The following is a 17438-nucleotide window of genomic DNA, read 5'->3' as shown; positions in this document are numbered from 1 at the left end:
GGGGGCATGGCGATGGAAGAGGATTGGAAACGCGCCAAGGGGCCCTTCGCCATCATCTTCTCGCCCCCGGCCTTCTGGTTGTTCCTGTTCTTCGTCGTGCCGCTGGCGATCGTCTGGGCCTATAGCTTTGGTGAGAATGTCGGGCCGACGACGATCGAGATCAGCGGCACCTTTCGCCACTATGTCCGCGCCGGCGATCCGGTCTATCTCGATATCTTCCTGAAATCGCTGTGGATGGCGGCGCTGACCACGTTGCTGTGCCTGATCGTCGGCTTTCCGGTGGCGCTGGCGATCACCTTCGCGCCCGACAAGGCCAAGGCGTGGCTGCTGCTGCTGATCATGCTGCCTTTCTGGACCAACCTTTTGATCCGCACCTATGCGCTGATGGCGGTGCTGCGGCGTGAAGGTTATGTCAATTCGGGGCTGGGCTGGCTGGCCGAGCATCTGGGCATCGCGTTCGAGCCCTTGCCGCTGCTCCACAATAATTTCGCGGTGGTGCTGGGGCTGGTCTACGTCAACCTGCCCTTCCTGGTGCTGCCGCTTTATGCCGCGCTCGACCGGCTGGACCGATCATTGCTGGAAGCGAGCCTGGACCTGGGCGCGGGGCATCTGCGCACGATCCGCGAGATCGTGGTGCCGCTGGCGCTGCCGGGCATCCTTTCGGGGCTGCTGATCACCTTCATCCCGGCTTTGGGCAGCTATCTGACCCCGGATCTGCTGGGCGGGCCGGACAGCCAGATGATCGCCAATGTGATCGAACGCCAGTTCAAGCGCGCCAATGACTGGCCGTTCGGCGCGGCGCTTTCGTTCATCCTGATGTATCTGACCTTCATCGCGATCGCGGGGCAGGCGGTGCTGGCGGGCCGGCGGCGGAGGATGATGCGATGAGCCGCGAAGCGATCGGACCGCTCGATTATCTGCGCCGCTGGCCGCTCCGGCTGTGGATCGCGCTGGTGGCGATCTTCCTTTATGCGCCGCTGATCACCCTGATGGCGTTCAGCTTCAACGAATCGAAGCGCAACATCATCTGGACCGGTTTTACCTTCGACTGGTATTTTAAGGCGTTCCGCAACGCCGGCCTGCTGGAAGCGTTCACCAATTCGCTGACCATCGCGGCGCTTTCGACGGCGATCAGCGTCGTCCTCGGCGCGCTGGTCGCGGTGGCCTGCTGGCGGTTCCGCTTCCCGTTCAAGGCCGGGTTCGAAGGCACGCTGGCGTTGCCCATCGTGGTGCCCGAAATCTGCATGGGTGTGGCGATGCTGGTCTTCTTCTCGCGCGTGATGCCCTGGCCGGCGGGGTTGCCCTGGCCGCTCAACCTGGGTGCGATCATCATCGCCCATGTGTCCTTCTGCTTCCCCTTCGTCGCGGTAATCGTCCGCGCGCGGCTGGCGTCGTTCAACCGCGAGCTGGAGGAGGCGGCCAAGGATCTGGGGGCGAGCGAATGGCGGTCGTTCATGGACGTGCTGGTGCCGCATATGCGCCCGGCGCTGGTGGCGGGGGCACTGCTCGCCTTCACGCTCAGCCTCGACGATTTCGTCATCACTTTCTTCACCGCCGGGCCGGACACGGTGACCTTCCCGGTGAAGGTCTATTCGATGGTCCGGTTCTCGGTGACGCCGGAGGTGAATGCCGCGTCCACCGTGCTGATCGTGCTGACCGTGCTGCTGACGGCGATCGGATTGAAATTGCAGGGCCGTGAAGTGGCCAAGAGCGGGGGCGCCTGATGGTGGGAAAGACGCTGATCCGGATCGAGGGCGTCACCAAGCGCTTCGGCCAGTTCACGGCGGTGGACGACGTGAATCTGGAGATCGAGGAGGGCGAATTCTTCGCGCTGCTCGGCCCGTCGGGCTGCGGCAAGACGACATTGCTGCGGATGCTGGCCGGGCTGGAGGTGCCGAGCGACGGCCGCATCCTGATCGATGGCGAGGATATGGCCGGGGTGCCGCCCAACAAGCGCCCGGTGAACATGGTGTTCCAATCCTATGCGGTGTTCCCGCACATGAGCGTTGCGGACAATGTTGCCTATGGCCTGCGCATGGACGGGGTGGCCAAGGCGGAGCGCGCCGAACGCGTGGCCGACGCGCTGGCGCTGGTGAAACTGGACGGCATGGAGGATCGCAAGCCGGACCAGCTTTCCGGCGGGCAACGGCAGCGCGTGGCGCTGGCGCGTGCACTGGTGAAGCGGCCGCGCGTGCTGCTGCTCGATGAGCCTTTGTCGGCGCTCGACGCCAAGCTGCGCGAGGCGATGCGATCCGAACTGGCCCAGATTCAGGACAAGGTGGGCGTGACCTTCGTCATGGTGACGCACGATCAGGACGAGGCGCTGGCCATGGCGACGCGCTGCGCGGTGATGAATCGCGGGCTGTTGCAGCAGGTGGCGAGCCCGACCGACCTTTATGAATATCCCGCCAATCGCTTCGTCGCCGATTTCATCGGCAGCGTGAACATGTTCGAGGGGCGGCTGACGGTGGACGAGCCGGACCGCGCGGTGATCACATCGTCCGCATTGCCCGTGCCGATCTATGTCGATCATGGCGTGACGGGTGCGACCGGGACCGCGGTATGGGCGGCGATCCGGCCTGAGAAGATCGAGATGCTGCACCGGCCCGACGGCGGCCTGCCGCCGCGCGTGGCGGGCGTGCCAGAGGGGCATAATGTGGTGCCGGGGCGGATCTGCCACATCGCCTATCTGGGCAGCGAAACGGTGTATGACGTGCAGGTCGACAGCGGCGCGCGGATCAAGGTGCTGCGATCCAATGTCGCGCGCTATGAGGAGCGGGGCTTCGACTGGGAACAGCCGGTGTGGCTGGCCTGGCATCCGCGATCGCCGGCGGTGCTGCTGTCATGACCCGTCCGCTGCTGGGCATCACCGCGTGCAACCGGCCGTTCGGCGAGGAAGCGGCGCAGGTGGTGATCGACCGCTATATGGAATCGGCGATGCGCCATGCCGATGCGGCGGCGCTGCTGATTCCGGCCCGGCCTGATCTGATGACTCCGCGCGAGGCAGCCGAGCGGATCGACGGGCTGTTGCTGACCGGAAGCCCGTCCAATGTCGGCCCCGAACGCTATGGCGACGCCGACGGCAAGGGTCCGTTCGATCCCGCCCGCGACGAGATGAGCCTTGCGCTGATCGACGTGATGATCGCCATGGGCAAGCCGGTGTTCGGCATCTGCCGGGGATTCCAGGAAATCAACGTCGCCTTTGGCGGCACGCTCGATCGCGGGCTGGGCGATGCCGGCCGGGCGCTGGCCCATCATGCGCCGGACGGGGTGCCGATCGGCCCGATGTTCGCGCACAGCCATGACGTCACCCTCGCCCCGCAGGGCGTGCTGGCGCGGGCGCTGGGGCGCGAGCGGCTGACCGTCAATTCGGTTCACTTCCAGGGGGTGAAGCGGCTTGGCCAGGGGCTGAGCGTGGAGGCGACGGCACCCGACGGGGTGATCGAGGCGGTGTCCGCCACGCCCGGCGGAACCCCGGTGCTGGCCGTGCAATGGCATCCCGAATGGCAGACCGACCGCGATGCGGCGTCGCTCGGCTATTTCGGCATCATGGGCCGCGTGCTGCGCGGCGAGCGTTTTCCGACCGTTCCAGCCAAGGAAGGTGTGTGACCCGTGCGTAATTACGACATCCCCGCGCTGCGCAAGCAGGACATTGCCCATCATCTGCCCGCGCAGGCGAATTACAAGCTGATCCAGGATCTGGGTGGCAGCCGGATCATCACCCGCGCCGAAGGATCGACGATCTGGGATGGCGAGGGGCACGCCATATTGGATGGCATGGCGGGGCTGTGGTGCGTCGATGTCGGCTATGGCCGCGAGGAACTGGCCAAGGTCGCGTATGAACAGATGCTGGAGCTGCCTTATTATAACAGCTTCTTCCGCACCGCGACGGTGCCGGCGGTGGAGCTGGCGACCAAGATCGCGGGGCTGCTGGGCGGCGAATTGCAGCATGTGTTCTTCAACTCGTCGGGCTCGGAATCGAACGACACCGTGTTTCGGCTCGTCCGCCATTATTGGACGCTGAAGGGCAAGCCCGAGCGCCAAGTGTTCATCAGCCGGCGCAATGCCTATCACGGATCGACCGTGGCCGGTGCGAGCCTGGGCGGCATGGCGTTCATGCATGCGCAGGGCGGGCTGCCGATCCCGGGGATCGAACATGTGATGCAGCCCTATCAGTTCGGTGAGGGCTTTGGCGAGGATGCGGAGGCGTTCGGCCAGCGCGCCGCCGACGAGATCGAGGCGCGCATCCTGAGCGTGGGGCCGGACAAGGTGGCGGCGTTCATCGGCGAACCCGTGCAGGGCGCCGGCGGCGTCATCATCCCGCCGCCCGGCTATTGGGCGCGGGTGGAAGCGATCTGCCGGAAATATGGCATATTGCTGGTGTCGGACGAGGTGATCACCGGCTTTGGCCGGCTGGGTAAGTGGTTCGGATTTCAGCGTTTCGGCTATACGCCCGACATCGTTTCGATGGCGAAGGGGTTGTCGTCCGGCTATCTGCCGATTTCGGCCACTGGGGTCAGCCACGAGATCGTCGAGACGCTGCGGGCCAGCAATGACGATTTCGTCCATGGCTACACCTATTCGGGCCATCCGGTGGCCGCGGCGGTGGCGCTGCGCAACCTGGAGATCATCGAGCGCGAAAAGCTGGTCGATCGCGTCGCCGGCGATATCGGCCCCCATTTCGCCAGGGCGCTGAAGAGCCTCGACGATCATCCGCTGGTGGGCGAGACGCGCAGCTGCGGGCTGCTGGGCGCGGTGGAGATCGTGTCCGCCAAGGGCACCAACCAGCGTTTCACCGGCAAGGAGGGCGCGGCCGGCCCGGTGGTGCGCGACGCCTGCATCGCCGGCGGGCTGATGGTGCGCGCGATCCGCGACACGATCGTGATGTGCCCGCCTTTCGTGATCACGCATGACGAGGTGGACCGGATGATCGCGATCATCCGTGCCGCGCTGGACGAAAGCGCGGCCGTGCTGGCGAAGATGCACGCGCCTGATCATGTCGAGGTGGAGACGTTGGGGTGAGGTGATTTTATGAGTACCAGCTTCCGCGAGTGGATCGCGGCGAACGGGATCAGCGAGATCGAATGTCTCGTCCCCGACATGAATGGCGTCATCCGCGGCAAGGTGTGGCCGGCGCAGAAATTCCTGCAATCGGTGCATAATGGTTCGCTGCGGATGCCGAGCAGCATCTTCAGCGTCACCGTGACCGGTGAATATGCCGACGAGCCTTCGGAGGCGGAGAGCTTCAGCGACCCGGACGTGTCGCTCCATCCCGATCCGGCCTCGCTGTGCGTCGCGCCGGGGTTCAAGACGCCGACCGCCTTCGTGTTCGCCGACGCGCATCACAAGAATGGCGATCCGTTCGAAATCGCCCCGCGCCATGTGCTGAAGAAGGTGCTGGGCCTGTATGACAAGATGGGCTGGGAGGTGGTGGTCGCCCCCGAGCTCGAATTCTACCTGACCAAGATCAACACCGATCCCGATTTGCCGCTGGAGCCGCCGGCCGGGCGATCGGGCCGGGCGGAGACCGCACCCCAGCCTTACGGGCTCGAAGCGGTGACCGAATATGAGGATCTGATCGAGGATATTTACGAGCAGGCAGAGGATGCCTCGCTCCATCTCGACACGATGATCCACGAGGCGGGGACCGCCCAGCTCGAGATCAACTTCAACCATGGCGATGCGATCCACCTGTGCGATCAGGTGCTGGTGTTCAAGCGCATCGTCCGCCAGGTGGCGCTGAAGCACGGCGTCTATGCCACCTTCATGGCCAAGCCGATGGAGCATCAGCCGGGCAGCGCGATGCACCTCCATATCTCCGCCAATGACAAGCTGACCGGGCGCAACCTGTTCGGCGAAAAACCGGACGGGCTGTCGCAGACCTTCCGCCATTTCGTCGGCGGGCTGCAACGCTATCTGCCCGAATGTGCGCCGTTGTTCGCGCCGAATATCAACAGCTTCCGCCGCATGCGGCCGGGCCATGCCGCACCGATCAACCTGCAATGGGGCTATGATAATCGCAGCTGCGGGCTGCGCGTGCCGATTACCGATGTCGCCAATACCCGGATCGAGAACCGCACGCCGGGCGCTGACGCCAATCCCTATCTCGCGCTCGCCGCGTCGCTGGTCTGCGGCTATCTCGGCGTGCGCGACCGGATCGAGCCCGCGCCGATGGTGGAAGGCAATGCCTATCTCTACCAGCGCACGCTGCCCCGCAATCTCGACGAGGGGCTCGATCGCTTCACCGAATGCGCCGATGTGATCGAACTGCTGGGCGAAAAATTCGTCCGCGCCTTCCTGCTCATCAAGGCCGACGAGCTGAACGCCTATCAGGGCGTGATCAGTTCGTGGGAGCGTGACCATCTCTTGCTGAAGGTGTGACAATGCCGGATCTGCCCAATGATCTCGCGGCTTTCTGGCTGCCCTTTACCGACAATCGCGGCTTCAAGGCCGAACCCCGTCTGCTCGCGCGCGCCAGGGACATGCATTATTGGACGCCGGACGGGCGACAGATCCTCGACGGCACGGCGGGCTTGTGGTGCGTGAATGCGGGCCACACGCGGCCACGGATCGTGGAAGCGATCCAGGCGGCGGCGGCCGAGCTGGATTTCGCGCCGACCTTCAACCTCGCTCATCCGCTGGCCTTCAAACTGGCGAGCCGGGTGGCCGAGATCGCGCCCGACGGGCTGGATCATGTGTTCTTCACCAATTCCGGGTCGGAGGCGGTGGATTCGGCGCTCAAGATCGCGCTCGCTTACCAGCGCAGCGTGGGGCAGGGCAGCCGGACGCGGCTGATCGGCCGGGCGCGCGCTTATCATGGCGTGAATTTCGGCGGTGTTTCGGTGGGAGGCATCGTCAACAACCGGCGCAGCTTCCTGAACCTGCCCGGCGTCGACCATCTGCCGCACACCTATAACCATGCCGAGCAGGCGTTCAGCCGGGGCGAACCCGCATGGGGCGCGCATCTGGCCGATGCGCTGGAGGATCTCGTCAATCTCCACGGAGCCGAAACGCTCGCGGCGGTGATCGTCGAACCGGTGGCGGGGTCGACGGGCGTTTTGGCGCCGCCCAAGGGCTATCTCCAGCGGCTGCGCGAGATCACCCGGCGCCACGGCATCCTGCTGATCTTCGACGAGGTGATCACCGGCTTCGGCCGGCTGGGCGCGCCATTCGCGGCGCAGGCTTTGGGCGTCACGCCCGACATGATCACCATGGCCAAGGGGCTGACCAACGGCGCGGTGCCGATGGGGGCGGTGGCGGTGGCCGATTCGGTCCACCGCGCGATCGTCGACAATGCCGCGCCGGGCATCGAACTGTTCCACGGCTACACCTATTCGGGCCATCCGCTGGCCGCCGCCGCCGGGCTGGCGGCGATCGAAACCTATGCGGAGGAGGGGCTGTTCGCGCGCGGTGCGGAACTGGCCGGTTATTGGGCCGATGCGATCCACGGCTTGCGCGATGCGCCGCATGTTGTGGATATCCGCACGATCGGGCTGGTCGCCGGAATCGAGCTGGCGCCGCGCGCCGACGCGGCGGGCGCGCGCGGCAAGACGGTGTTCCACCGCTGCTTCGACGATGGCCTGCTGATCCGCGTGACCGGCGACATCATCGCGCTGTCGCCGCCGTTGATCATATCCACCGCGCAGATCGACGAGATCGTCGGGCGGATTCGGGATGCGCTGGGCCAGGTGGGCTGAGCGGACGACGCCTTACAAGCGATCCCGAAGCGCGAACATCGACATGGCGGCGACGAGCGTCGGCCAGCGCAGCCAACGGCCGCCAGGGAAGGGCGGCACCGGCAGGCGGGTGAGACGGTTGAAATCGTCGCTGCCGGCGACGATCGCATCGCCGATCAGCTTGCCGAAATAGGGTGCCAGCACGACGCCGAGACCGGAATAGCCGCCGATTGCGGTGAGGCCGGGTTCGAGATCGCGGACAAAGGGCATGCGGGTGGGTGTGATGGCGAGGGTGCCGCCCCAGCCATATTCCAGCCGCGCATCGGCGAGCTGCGGGAAGACGCGGAGCATGTGCGGGCGGACGAAGCCGGGAATGTCGGCGGGAAAACGCCAGCGATAATTTTCGCCACCGCCGAAGAGCAGGCGGTGATCGGGAGTCAGGCGGAAATAATAGACGACGAAGCGTGAATCGGAGACCGCGACATTATCGCGGATCAGCGAGCGGGCGCGCGCCTCGCCCAGCGGTTCGGTGACGGCGATGTAATTGTTGATCGGCATCACCCGCGCTTCGACGGGCCGCGAAAGTCCGTGTAGATAGCCGTTGCCGGCGAGGATGACGCGCGCTGCGCTGATGGTGCCGCGATCGGTTGTGACCCGCCAGCCGCCGGTGGCGCGGGCGAGCCCCGTCGCACGGGTGCGTTCGTGAAGGCGGGCCCCTGCGGCATATGCGGCGCGCGCCATGCCCAGTGCGAGGTTGAGCGGGTGGAGATGGCCGCCGCGCCGATCGAGAATGCCGCCATGATAGCCACGCGCGCCGAGCATTTCGGCGAGCTGTTCGCCATCGACATAGTCGACATGCGGATAATCATAATGGGTCCGCAATCTCTCCACCGCCGCGCGGCTGTGGGCGCAATAGCGGCGCTTGTGATCCACGTGGAACAGCCCGGGGGTGAAATCGCAGGCGATGCCATGATCCGCGATCAGGCGATCGAGATGATCGCGCGCATCGATCGCGATCCGCCAGAGATGGCGGGCGTCGTCCGGCCCGACCGCGCGTTCCAGCCATTCGGGATCGCGGCGCTGGCCGACATGCGCCTGCCCGCCATTGCGGCCCGACGCGCCCCAGCCGATCCGCGCCTGATCGATCAGACGGACGGCGATGCCGGCCTGCGCCAGCCGGAGCGCGGCGCCGAGCCCGGTATAGCCACCGCCGATGATGCAGACATCGCATTGCACATCGCCATCGAGCGGCGGGGCAGGCGGGCCCGATTGCGCCGTGGCGGCATACCAGGAGGGAGGATAGTCGGGATCGTCGTTCAGCCCCTGCATCAAATCGGCCCCGCTGTTGCAACGCGGCATTGACGGCCGCGATCTGTGATCTTAGCTTTCCCGCGACATAGCAGAAGGGGGCTTTGATGACCGACCTGCCGACGATCGTGCCGCCGCCCTCTCGCCGGGGGTTTCTTGCAGGGCTTGGCATCGCGGCGGTGGGGCTCAGCTTCACCTCGCTGGCCGGTTGCGGCAAGGGCGGCGAGAGCGGAGCCAAGGCCAAGACGCTCAATTTCTACAATTGGGACACCTATATCGGTGAAACCACGCTGGCCGATTTCAAGGCGGCGAGCGGCATCGACGTGAACATGAGCTTGTTCGCGACCAATGACGAGCTGTTTGCCAAGCTGCGCGGCGGCAACCAGGGCTATGACGTGATCGTGCCGACCAACGATTTCGTCCAGCGCATGGTGGCGGCGGACATGCTGATGCCGCTCGATCATGCCAAGATCCCGAACTTCAAGAATGTCGCGCCCGAATTCCAGGATGCCAAGTTCGATCCCGGCCGCAAATATTCCATGCCCTATACCTGGCTGGTGATGGGGCTGGGCTATCGCAAGTCCAAGATGGATGGCGTGCCGGACAGCTGGAAATGGGTGTTCGATTCGGATCGTTACAAGGGCCGCATCGCGCTCGTTTCCGAAGCGGGCGATCTCGTCCGGCTGGCGATCAAATATCTCGGCAAGCCGATGAACACGAGCGACCCTGCGGTGCTGAAGCAGGTCGAGGACATGCTGATCAAGCAGAAGCCCAATGTGGCCGTGTTCCACGAGGATAATGGCCAGGATCTGCTGCTCGCCGGCGATGTCGACATCGCGATCGAATATAATGGCGACATCGCCCAGATCATGCGCGAGGACAAGGATATCGGCTTCGTCGTCCCCAAGGAGGGCAGCCAGATTTCGTCCGATTGCCTGGCGATCCCCAAGGGCGCGCCCAACCCCGATGTGGCGCATGAGTTCATCAACTATCTGCTCGACGCCAAGGCCGGGGCGGAGATCAGCAAGACCATCCAATATCCGACGCCCAACGCAGCGGCGAAGGCACTGATGGACGACGCCTACAAGAATAGCGACGTGATCTTCCCGCCCAATCTCGGCAACAGCGAATATGCCGAATATGTGAACGAGGATCTGTCGCGGCGTTACGAGGAGATCATCACCCGCGTCCGCGCGGCCTGATCCGGCGGACGGGGCACCGCTCGGCTCAACTCGCCAGCTTGGGCGGCGTGGGGGCGGGCGGCGGCACATCGGGGACGAGTTCGATCACGTCGAGCCCGTCATCCTGCCGCAGCAGCACCAGCCGCCACTGGAAATCGGCGACGCGTTCGAGCACGCCCACCGTATCGGCGGCGCGCCGATCGCCATAAGCCGGCGCCGCCTTGTCGGTGCCGCGCGCCGTGGTGCCGAGGAAGACGAGTCGGCGATCGTCATCCGGCCACAGCCGGCCGGCCGGCCGATCGCTGCCGGTGGCCTTGGTGAGCGTGGTGAGATCGCCTTCCTCCGCGACGAAGCAGAACCAGGGCTGGAAGGACTGGAAGCCGCCATAGCGACCGGGTTCGAAGCGCAGGGTGCGGCAGCGATAGCGGCCGGGCGGCAGCAGCGGGCGAACCAGCGCGGCGTGGGGATCGAGCAGCTCCCCTTCGGCGCTGACCGCCGGCTGGCGCCAGCCCTTCACCGCAGTCAGCACCTGCTGCCAGCGGGCGGGCAGGGTTTCGATCCCGGCGGCGTCCTCGGCCGTCGCGACATCGCGCCATGCGGTGGGAACGGGCGGCGCTGGTTCGACCATGCCGATCGCGGCCGGGGGCTCGGCAGGCGGCGTCGTGGTGCAGCCGATCGCCAGCAGGAACAACAACAATAACGGGTTCTTCGACGTCATAATACGCTCCGTCGGGACCGTCAGGCCAAGCCCTGCGCCCGAAGCGTTAACAAATTGCTAACATTTCGGTGCCGCAAAGGCAGGTTTAACCGATTTTTGTAAGAATTTCGCCGATGCGCCCAATTTTCGATTCATGGCCATACTGTCCCGGCCCACCGGCGACAGCGGGGGCATGGCGCGATAGCTTGATTCCATTCAGCAAAAGGGATTGAGACGATGGCCGAATGGATGCATCGCCGCGCGCGCGTGAACGGCATCGACATGCATTATGTGGAACAGGGGGAAGGGCCGCTGGTCATCCTTGCCCATGGCTTTCCCCACCTCTGGTATAGCTGGCGGCACCAGATTCCGGCGATCGCCAAGGCTGGATGGCGCGTCGTCGCGCCCGACATGCGCGGCATGGGCCAGACCGATGCGCCGGCCGACCCCGCCGCTTATGATTGCACGCACACGGTGGGCGATCTGGTTGGGCTGCTCGACCATCTGGGCGAGGAGAAGGCGGTGTTCGCCGGCCTCGATTTCGGGGTGTTCGCGATCTACGATCTGGCGGTGCGCCATCCCGAACGGGTGGCGGGGATCATCGGCCTGCAGAACCCGCACACGCCGCATCTGCCCGATCTTTCGCCGCTGAAGGAAGCGGCCGAGATGGCGGCGAAGCATTTTTCGCATATCCATTATTTCGTCGACGAGCCGGGGCTGGCCGATGCGGCGCTCGACAAGGATCCCCGCGATTTCCTGACGGCGGTGCTGTGGGGCCTGAGCGGATCGCACCATCTGCTCGATATGTGGAATTACCCGCCCGGCACCGCCTATCGCACCGCGCTGCCCAATCCGCCGGCGCTGCCGTGGGACTGGATGGGCGAATGCGACATGGAATATTATGTGTCCGAATATAGCCGCTCGGGCTTCACCGGCGGGCTCAACTGGTATCGCGCGATGGACCTGCGCTGGGAACAGCGCCGGGCCTATGAAGGGGTGAAAACGCAGGCCCCCTTCTTCTTCATCGGCACCGAAAATGACGTCGATCTGGAAGGATTCCATGGCGAGGATCCGCTGGGCGCGATCAAGCTCCACCATGCCGATGTTCGTGCGGTGGAGATGCTGCCGGGCGCCGGCCATCTGGTGCAGATGGAACAGCCCGAAGCCGTGACCACGCTGATGCTGAAGTTCCTCGCCACGCTGCGCTAGCACCTGATCGTTCGAGGCGGAGGCGCCAGGCGCGTCCGCCGAGATCGTGAATCAGGTTCGCTTCAAGCGATCAAGGTCAAGAAACGCGATCGCCCCGCCCGCCGGTGGGCGGACAGGGCGATGCGCCGCTCCGAAAGATAAGGGCTATTCGTAGCGGAGCGCGTGGATCGGGTTGGCGCGCGCGACGCGGAAGGCGTGGCTGCCGATCGTGGCCACCGCGATCGCCAGCGCCAGCGCACCGGCGAGCAGGAAGGGCGTCGGCCCCAGCGCGATCCGGCTGTCGAAGCTGTTGAGCCAATCGCGCATCACCCACCAGGCGACCGGCCAGGCGATAAGGTTGGCGATCAGCACCGGCCGGCTGAACTGCCAGACGAGCAGGCGGACGATATCGCGCGTGCGGGCCCCCAACACCTTGCGAATGCCGATTTCCTTGGTGCGGCGTTCGGCGGTGAAGGTGGCAAGCCCGAACAGCCCGAGGCAGCCGACGACGACCGCGAGCACCGCGAAGGCGGCGAACATCTGGGCGCGGGCCGCTTCCTTGGCGTAAAGCTCGCGTACGATATCCTCGCTGAAATTCGCTTCGAACGGGGCATCGGGCACGATCTTCTTCCACGCCTGTTCGATGCGATCGCGCACGGCGCGCGGATCGCCAGTGTAGCGCACGACCAGCACGTCGGCATTGTTGTCGTTGCGGGTGATCATCATCGGATCGATCGGCGTGCGGATCGACCGGAAGCGCGAATCGTCCATCACGCCGACGATGGTGACCGGGGTCAGGCCATATTTTTCGCTGTCGACCATGCTGGTGTGGACGGTCTTGCCCACCGCATCGGCAGGCGTGGCGAAGCCGAGGCGGCGGGCGGCGAGCGCATTGACCACCGCGTTGACGCCGCGCCGGGCGAGCGCCTGTTCGGCCACCGGATCTTCGGGGAAGGGGACGGTGGCATCATCCGCCGGACGGTTACGATCGAGCTTGCGGCCGGCGAGCATGCGGATGCCCATCGCGTCCACCCATTCGGGATCGGCGGCATAGGTGCCGATGGTCACGAATTCGCGGCGGCCGGGGATCTGGAAACCGCGGCTGCTATTGTTGCGGGTGTTCACGCCCATGCCGGTGCCGGCGACCAGGGTGACGCCTTCGACGCGGCGAATTTCATCCTTCAATGTTTCCCGCCGGCTTTCGATCTGGCGGCGGCCGAAATCCTCGACCTGCAGGATGCCGTCGCGGCGATAGCCGGGATCGACGCTCTGCGCATACATGGTCTGCGCATAGATGATCGCTGTGCAGATGATCAGGCCGATCGACACCGCGAACTGGCCGACGACGAGGATGCTGCGCAGCCGCCCCGAGCCTTCGGTGTCCGCCGCCGAACGATTGGCCTTGAGCACGCGGGCCGGCTGGAAGCGGGAGAGGACGAAAGCCGGATAGAGGCCGCCGGCCACGCCGACGACAATGACCAGCCCGACGATCGGCAGCAACACGCCATCGGCGCCGAAATAACGGAGCTGCAGGCGGGCATCGAGGAAGTTGGAGAACAGCGGCAGCAGCAATTCCGCCAGCGCCAAAGCGACCAGCATCGCGATCGCCGCGACGAGGATCGATTCGCCGACGAACTGGCCGATCAGCTGGCGGCGATTGGCGCCGAGCACCTTGCGCAGCGCGACTTCGCGGGCGCGCTGGCTGGCGCGCGCGGTGGCGAGGTTGGTGAAGTTGACGCAGGCCATGCCGAGGATGAGCAGCGCGATCACCGCGAAGGTGTAGACGGTGCGTTCGTCATTGCCCGGCGACATCGCCGCGCCCTGCGCTTCGCCGAGGTGGATGTCGCGGACATTGACCAGACGCCAATCCTGCTCGTCACCCGCATTGTAGCGGAGATCACCGACATTCTCGTCGGCGATGTTGCGCTTTTCCCAGGCCGGGAACTGCGCCTGCAGCGTCTTGGGATCAGTGCCGGGCTTGAGCTGCACGAACACCCAGCCCGATTGCCAGCCCCATTCGCGCATGAATTCGGGCTGTTCGGAGAAAAAGCTGACCGGATCGATGCGGGCGACGATCGTCAGGTTGAAGCTGCTATTCTTGGGCGGATTCTTGACGATGCCGGTGACGCGGAAATCCATCGTCCGGCCACGGGTGACCATCGTCATCGTCTGGCCGATGATGTTGGTGGTGCCGAAGCGCTTGACCGCTTCCGCCTCGGTGAGGACGACCGAGCCTGCTTGCGCCAGCGCCGTGGCCGGGTTGCCCACGGCGAACGGGAACTGGACGATATCGAAGAAGGGCCCATCCACCATCAGGATGTCATTGGCGGCGGTGGCCTGCCCCTCCTTCAGCACGACGGGGCTCGAACTGAGCGCGAAGACCGACTTTTCGACCTGCGGAAAATCCTTCTTCAACATCGTGCCGGCGACATAGGAGGTCATCTGGATGTTGAATTGCTGCCCCGTCTCGCGCGAGGTGTAGAAGGACTGCAGCTCGTAGGTGTTCTCGGCATTGCCGAGGAAACGATCATAGGTGAATTCGTAGCGGACGAAGAGCAGGATCAGGATGCAGGCCGCCATGCCGATGGCGAGGCCGAGAATGTTGATGAGCGCATAGGCCCGGTTCTTCGCCAGCGAACGCACGCCGACGGTGAGATAATTGCGCCACATCAGCGCTCTCCCTGCTGGGGGGCGGCGGCACGCCGCGCCACGATCTTGATTTCGGTCAGCCCGTCATCGGGGACGAGGCGATCGACGTCGATCGCCGTCCAGGCCGGAAAGGGTGCACGGATATATTTGCGCTGGACGGCCGCCATCGCGTCGAGCTGGGCCGACACATCGGTGTGGAAGCTGGTGATGTCGACAACATCGTCCCAGCTGGCGCCAGCGCGCTTCAGTACATCGCCGATCTGGCGATAGGCGCGTTCATAGGCGGCCGACAGATCCTTTTCGCCCGGCGCCGCGCCGGCGACTATGCCCGAAAGATAGATGGTATCGCCGGCGATAACGGCATCCGCAAAGCCGTAGCGTTCCTGAAAGGCGCGGGCTTCGGGATGCGTGGCCATCAGCACCGTCGCATCCTGCCGCGCACCGGCCTGGGCCGCGACGGGCAGGAGCGCGATCGGGAGCGCGAAGGCGGGCCGCCAGCGGATCATGCCGCGCGGCGCCGTTCGACGAGCACGCGGCCGTCGAGCATGTTGACGACGCGGCTGGCATAATCGGCATGGGCGGGCGAGTGGGTGACCATGACGATGGTGGTGCCGTCGCGATTGAGCGCCTGCAGCATGTGCATCACCTCTTCGCCATGCTGGGTGTCGAGATTGCCGGTCGGTTCGTCGGCAAGGACGAGCGCCGGCTTGCCGACGACCGCGCGGGCGACCGCGACGCGCTGTTGCTGGCCACCCGAAAGCTGGCTCGGCCGGTGATCGGCGCGATGCGCGATGCCGACGCGATCCATCACCTGATCGACCCGCTTGCGGCGTTCGGCAGCCGGGATGCCGTGATAGAGCAAGGCGAGCTCGACATTTTCGCGGACCGACAGCTCGTCGACCAGATTGAAGCTCTGGAAGATGAAGCCGATATGGCGCTTGCGGATATCGGCGAGCTTGGGTTCGGGCAGCCCCGCCACTTCATGCTCGCGGAAGCGATAGGAACCGCCGGTCGGGCTGTCGAGCAGGCCGAGAATGTTGAGCAGGGTCGATTTCCCGCAACCCGAAGGCCCCATGATGGCAAGGAATTCGCCGTCGAGAATGTCGAGGTCGATCGCGTCGAGCGCGGTCGTTTCGACGGTGTCGGTGCGATAGGTGCGGGAAAGGTTGCGCAGGCTCAGCATCGGCTTCAGTCCTTGTCCGAGGTGTCGAGATCGAGCCGCGCCTTGTCGACGAGGCCCGTATAGGGCGAGGTGATGACGCGTTCGCCGGGTTCGAGCCCGTCGAGTACTTCGATGAAATCGGCATTGCGGCGGCCGAGGCGGACATTGCGCTTTTCGGCGCTCTTGCCGTCGGGCGCGACGACGAACACCCAGGCGCCGCCGGTATCGTTGTAATAAGCGCCGTTGGGCACGATCCGTGCGGGCGTGGGATCGCTCAGCGTCAGCTTCGCCTGCAGCGTCTGGCCGCGCTGGATGCCCGACGGTTCCGCGCCGACGAATTGCAGGTCGACCTCGAACTGGCCGTCGCGGACCTGCGGATAGATCTTGGCGACCTTGAGCCGATAGGTCTTGCCGCCATGATCGAGCGCGACGCGCTGGCCGGGGGCGACGCGGCCGAGATAATATTCGTCGACGCCGGCGACCAGCTTGTTGCGGCCGGGGCTGTCGATCTGGCCCAGCCGTTCGCCCTGGTTCATCGACTGGCCGACCTGGATGGAGAAAGCGGTGAGTTGGCCTGCCACCGGCGCGCGCAGGTTGAGCGCATCGAGATTGGCATTGGCGATGCCGAGGCTCGCCTGCAGCGATTCGGCTGATCTGCGCAGCTGGGCGAGCTGTTGCGATTGCAGCCGTTCGTCCGTCGCCTGCGCGGTGCGCAGCACGGCGGCGCGGCGCTGCTGGAAGCGATAATCCTCGGCGGTGTCGGCAAAGGTCTTCTTCGCCACCCAGCCCTTTTCGACGAGCGCGGCTTCGCGCTCATATTGGCGGTGGACCTTGGCGGCGGCGGCATCCGATTCGATGATCGCGCGCTGATTGTCGAGCCGGTTGCGTTCGAGCGCGAGTTCCTGGCTGCGCATATTGTTGAGCTGTTCGGTGACTTCGGTCTGCCGCGCGAGCACCGACAGTTGCAGATCGGCGTTGGACAGGACGGCGAGCAGCTGGCCCTTGGCGACGGTCGCGCCGTCTTCGACCAGCACCTTTTCCACCCGGCCGCCTTCGACCGCGTCGAGAAAGACGGTGACGAGCGGGGTGACGCGGGCACGCAGCGGCAGGAAATCGTCGAACACGCCCTGCCGCACCTCGCCGATCGAGAGGCGCGCGGCGGCGACCGTCTGGCTGTCCCCCGATGGGGCGAGCACCCAGAAGCCGGTCAGCGCGCTCAGCGCCACGCCGGCGGCGATGCCGAGCTTCACGCGCGGCGAAACCCGCTTCTTTTCGACCACGCGATCCATGCCGCCGCCGGAGGGCGCGCCCGATGGACCGCTGGGTTCGTTCGATTTGAGGGTGACGACAGACATGCCGCTGCCGTCGCAAGGTGCGTGCCAGTCACTCTACACCCTGAAAATCGCGGATATTCCGGCAATCGTTACAGCGGCGTTGTCCGGTTTCGGACATTGCGACTGTCCGCGAACGGACAATATGCGGGCGGGCGTGCGCAAAACGTCCGGAAATCGCGGGATTTGCGTCGCTCACCGACTGGCACGCAATTTGATTGTCCGTTTTCGGACAGCCCTTAAGAA

General features: G+C 65.3%; 15 protein-coding genes. 9 read left to right on the top strand and 6 right to left on the bottom strand.

Translation table 11 applies throughout. The annotated features are described in order from the left end of the window. Positions 1-12: 12 nt before the first annotated feature. From CHB74_RS12670 to aptA, 7 genes are read left to right on the top strand one after another with little or no spacing between them, the layout of a single operon-like run. Entirely contained in the window at positions 13-888 is an 876-nt protein-coding gene (locus tag CHB74_RS12670; RefSeq protein WP_179220831.1) for an ABC transporter permease, read from the top strand. Beyond that, positions 885-1724 carry an ABC transporter permease gene (locus CHB74_RS12665; RefSeq protein WP_089219987.1) on the top strand — a complete coding sequence of 280 codons (840 nt, stop codon included), beginning with the start codon at positions 885-887 and terminating at the stop codon, positions 1722-1724. The genes CHB74_RS12670 and CHB74_RS12665 overlap by 4 nt, the downstream gene beginning before the upstream one ends. Beyond that, the gene (locus CHB74_RS12660; protein WP_089219986.1) at positions 1724-2848 is read left to right on the top strand and encodes an ABC transporter ATP-binding protein; all 1125 of its coding nucleotides are present in this window, start codon (positions 1724-1726) and stop codon (positions 2846-2848) included. Before CHB74_RS12665 ends, CHB74_RS12660 begins: the two co-directional genes overlap by 1 nt. Beyond that, positions 2845-3609 carry a gamma-glutamyl-gamma-aminobutyrate hydrolase family protein gene (locus CHB74_RS12655; protein WP_089219985.1) on the top strand — a complete coding sequence of 255 codons (765 nt, stop codon included), beginning with the start codon at positions 2845-2847 and terminating at the stop codon, positions 3607-3609. The genes CHB74_RS12660 and CHB74_RS12655 overlap by 4 nt, the downstream gene beginning before the upstream one ends. 3 nt (positions 3610-3612) lie before the next feature. Further along, the gene (locus tag CHB74_RS12650) at positions 3613-5022 is read left to right on the top strand and encodes an aminotransferase (RefSeq protein WP_089219984.1); all 1410 of its coding nucleotides are present in this window, start codon (positions 3613-3615) and stop codon (positions 5020-5022) included. 9 nt (positions 5023-5031) lie between these two features. Continuing rightward, positions 5032-6381 carry a glutamine synthetase family protein gene (locus CHB74_RS12645; protein ID WP_089219983.1) on the top strand — a complete coding sequence of 450 codons (1350 nt, stop codon included), beginning with the start codon at positions 5032-5034 and terminating at the stop codon, positions 6379-6381. A gap of 2 nt (positions 6382-6383) precedes the next feature. Further along, entirely contained in the window at positions 6384-7697 is a 1314-nt protein-coding gene (aptA, locus tag CHB74_RS12640) for an omega-aminotransferase AptA (protein WP_089219982.1), read from the top strand. A 12-nt stretch (positions 7698-7709) separates the two neighbouring features. On the opposite strand, the gene CHB74_RS12635 is transcribed toward aptA, so the two are convergent. Continuing rightward, positions 7710-9005 (bottom strand): NAD(P)/FAD-dependent oxidoreductase, encoded by a 1296-nt coding sequence (locus CHB74_RS12635; protein WP_089220037.1) that lies wholly within the window; start codon positions 9003-9005, stop codon positions 7710-7712. Positions 9006-9091: 86 nt separating this feature from the next. Between CHB74_RS12635 and CHB74_RS12630 the strand changes: the two genes are divergently transcribed. Then, the gene (locus tag CHB74_RS12630; protein ID WP_089219981.1) at positions 9092-10186 is read left to right on the top strand and encodes an ABC transporter substrate-binding protein; all 1095 of its coding nucleotides are present in this window, start codon (positions 9092-9094) and stop codon (positions 10184-10186) included. A 25-nt stretch (positions 10187-10211) separates the two neighbouring features. Here CHB74_RS12630 and CHB74_RS12625 read toward each other — a convergent pair whose 3' ends face one another. Further along, the gene (locus CHB74_RS12625; RefSeq protein ID WP_089219980.1) at positions 10212-10883 is read right to left on the bottom strand and encodes a DUF4893 domain-containing protein; all 672 of its coding nucleotides are present in this window, start codon (positions 10881-10883) and stop codon (positions 10212-10214) included. A gap of 216 nt (positions 10884-11099) precedes the next feature. Here CHB74_RS12625 and CHB74_RS12620 point away from each other — a divergent pair, with 216 nt between their 5' ends. Next, the gene (locus tag CHB74_RS12620; RefSeq protein WP_089219979.1) at positions 11100-12071 is read left to right on the top strand and encodes an alpha/beta hydrolase; all 972 of its coding nucleotides are present in this window, start codon (positions 11100-11102) and stop codon (positions 12069-12071) included. 144 nt (positions 12072-12215) lie between these two features. Here CHB74_RS12620 and CHB74_RS12615 read toward each other — a convergent pair whose 3' ends face one another. The 4 genes from CHB74_RS12615 to CHB74_RS12600 are packed head-to-tail and all read right to left on the bottom strand — an operon-like array spanning position 12216 to position 17216. Continuing rightward, positions 12216-14720: an ABC transporter permease gene (locus CHB74_RS12615; protein ID WP_089219978.1), complete on the bottom strand. Its 2505-nt coding sequence runs from the start codon at positions 14718-14720 to the stop codon at positions 12216-12218. Further along, positions 14720-15205 carry a Rid family hydrolase gene (locus CHB74_RS12610; RefSeq protein WP_089219977.1) on the bottom strand — a complete coding sequence of 162 codons (486 nt, stop codon included), beginning with the start codon at positions 15203-15205 and terminating at the stop codon, positions 14720-14722. The genes CHB74_RS12615 and CHB74_RS12610 overlap by 1 nt, the downstream gene beginning before the upstream one ends. Beyond that, positions 15202-15882 carry an ABC transporter ATP-binding protein gene (locus CHB74_RS12605; RefSeq protein WP_089219976.1) on the bottom strand — a complete coding sequence of 227 codons (681 nt, stop codon included), beginning with the start codon at positions 15880-15882 and terminating at the stop codon, positions 15202-15204. The genes CHB74_RS12610 and CHB74_RS12605 overlap by 4 nt, the downstream gene beginning before the upstream one ends. A gap of 5 nt (positions 15883-15887) precedes the next feature. Next, positions 15888-17216: an efflux RND transporter periplasmic adaptor subunit gene (locus CHB74_RS12600; protein ID WP_089219975.1), complete on the bottom strand. Its 1329-nt coding sequence runs from the start codon at positions 17214-17216 to the stop codon at positions 15888-15890. Positions 17217-17438 lie beyond the last annotated feature (222 nt).

The organism is Edaphosphingomonas laterariae (assembly GCF_900188165.1).
Lineage (GTDB): Bacteria > Pseudomonadota > Alphaproteobacteria > Sphingomonadales > Sphingomonadaceae > Sphingomonas_E > Sphingomonas_E laterariae.
Note: the sequence above shows the minus strand (reverse complement) of the source record. Positions and strands in the feature narration are given on the sequence as shown.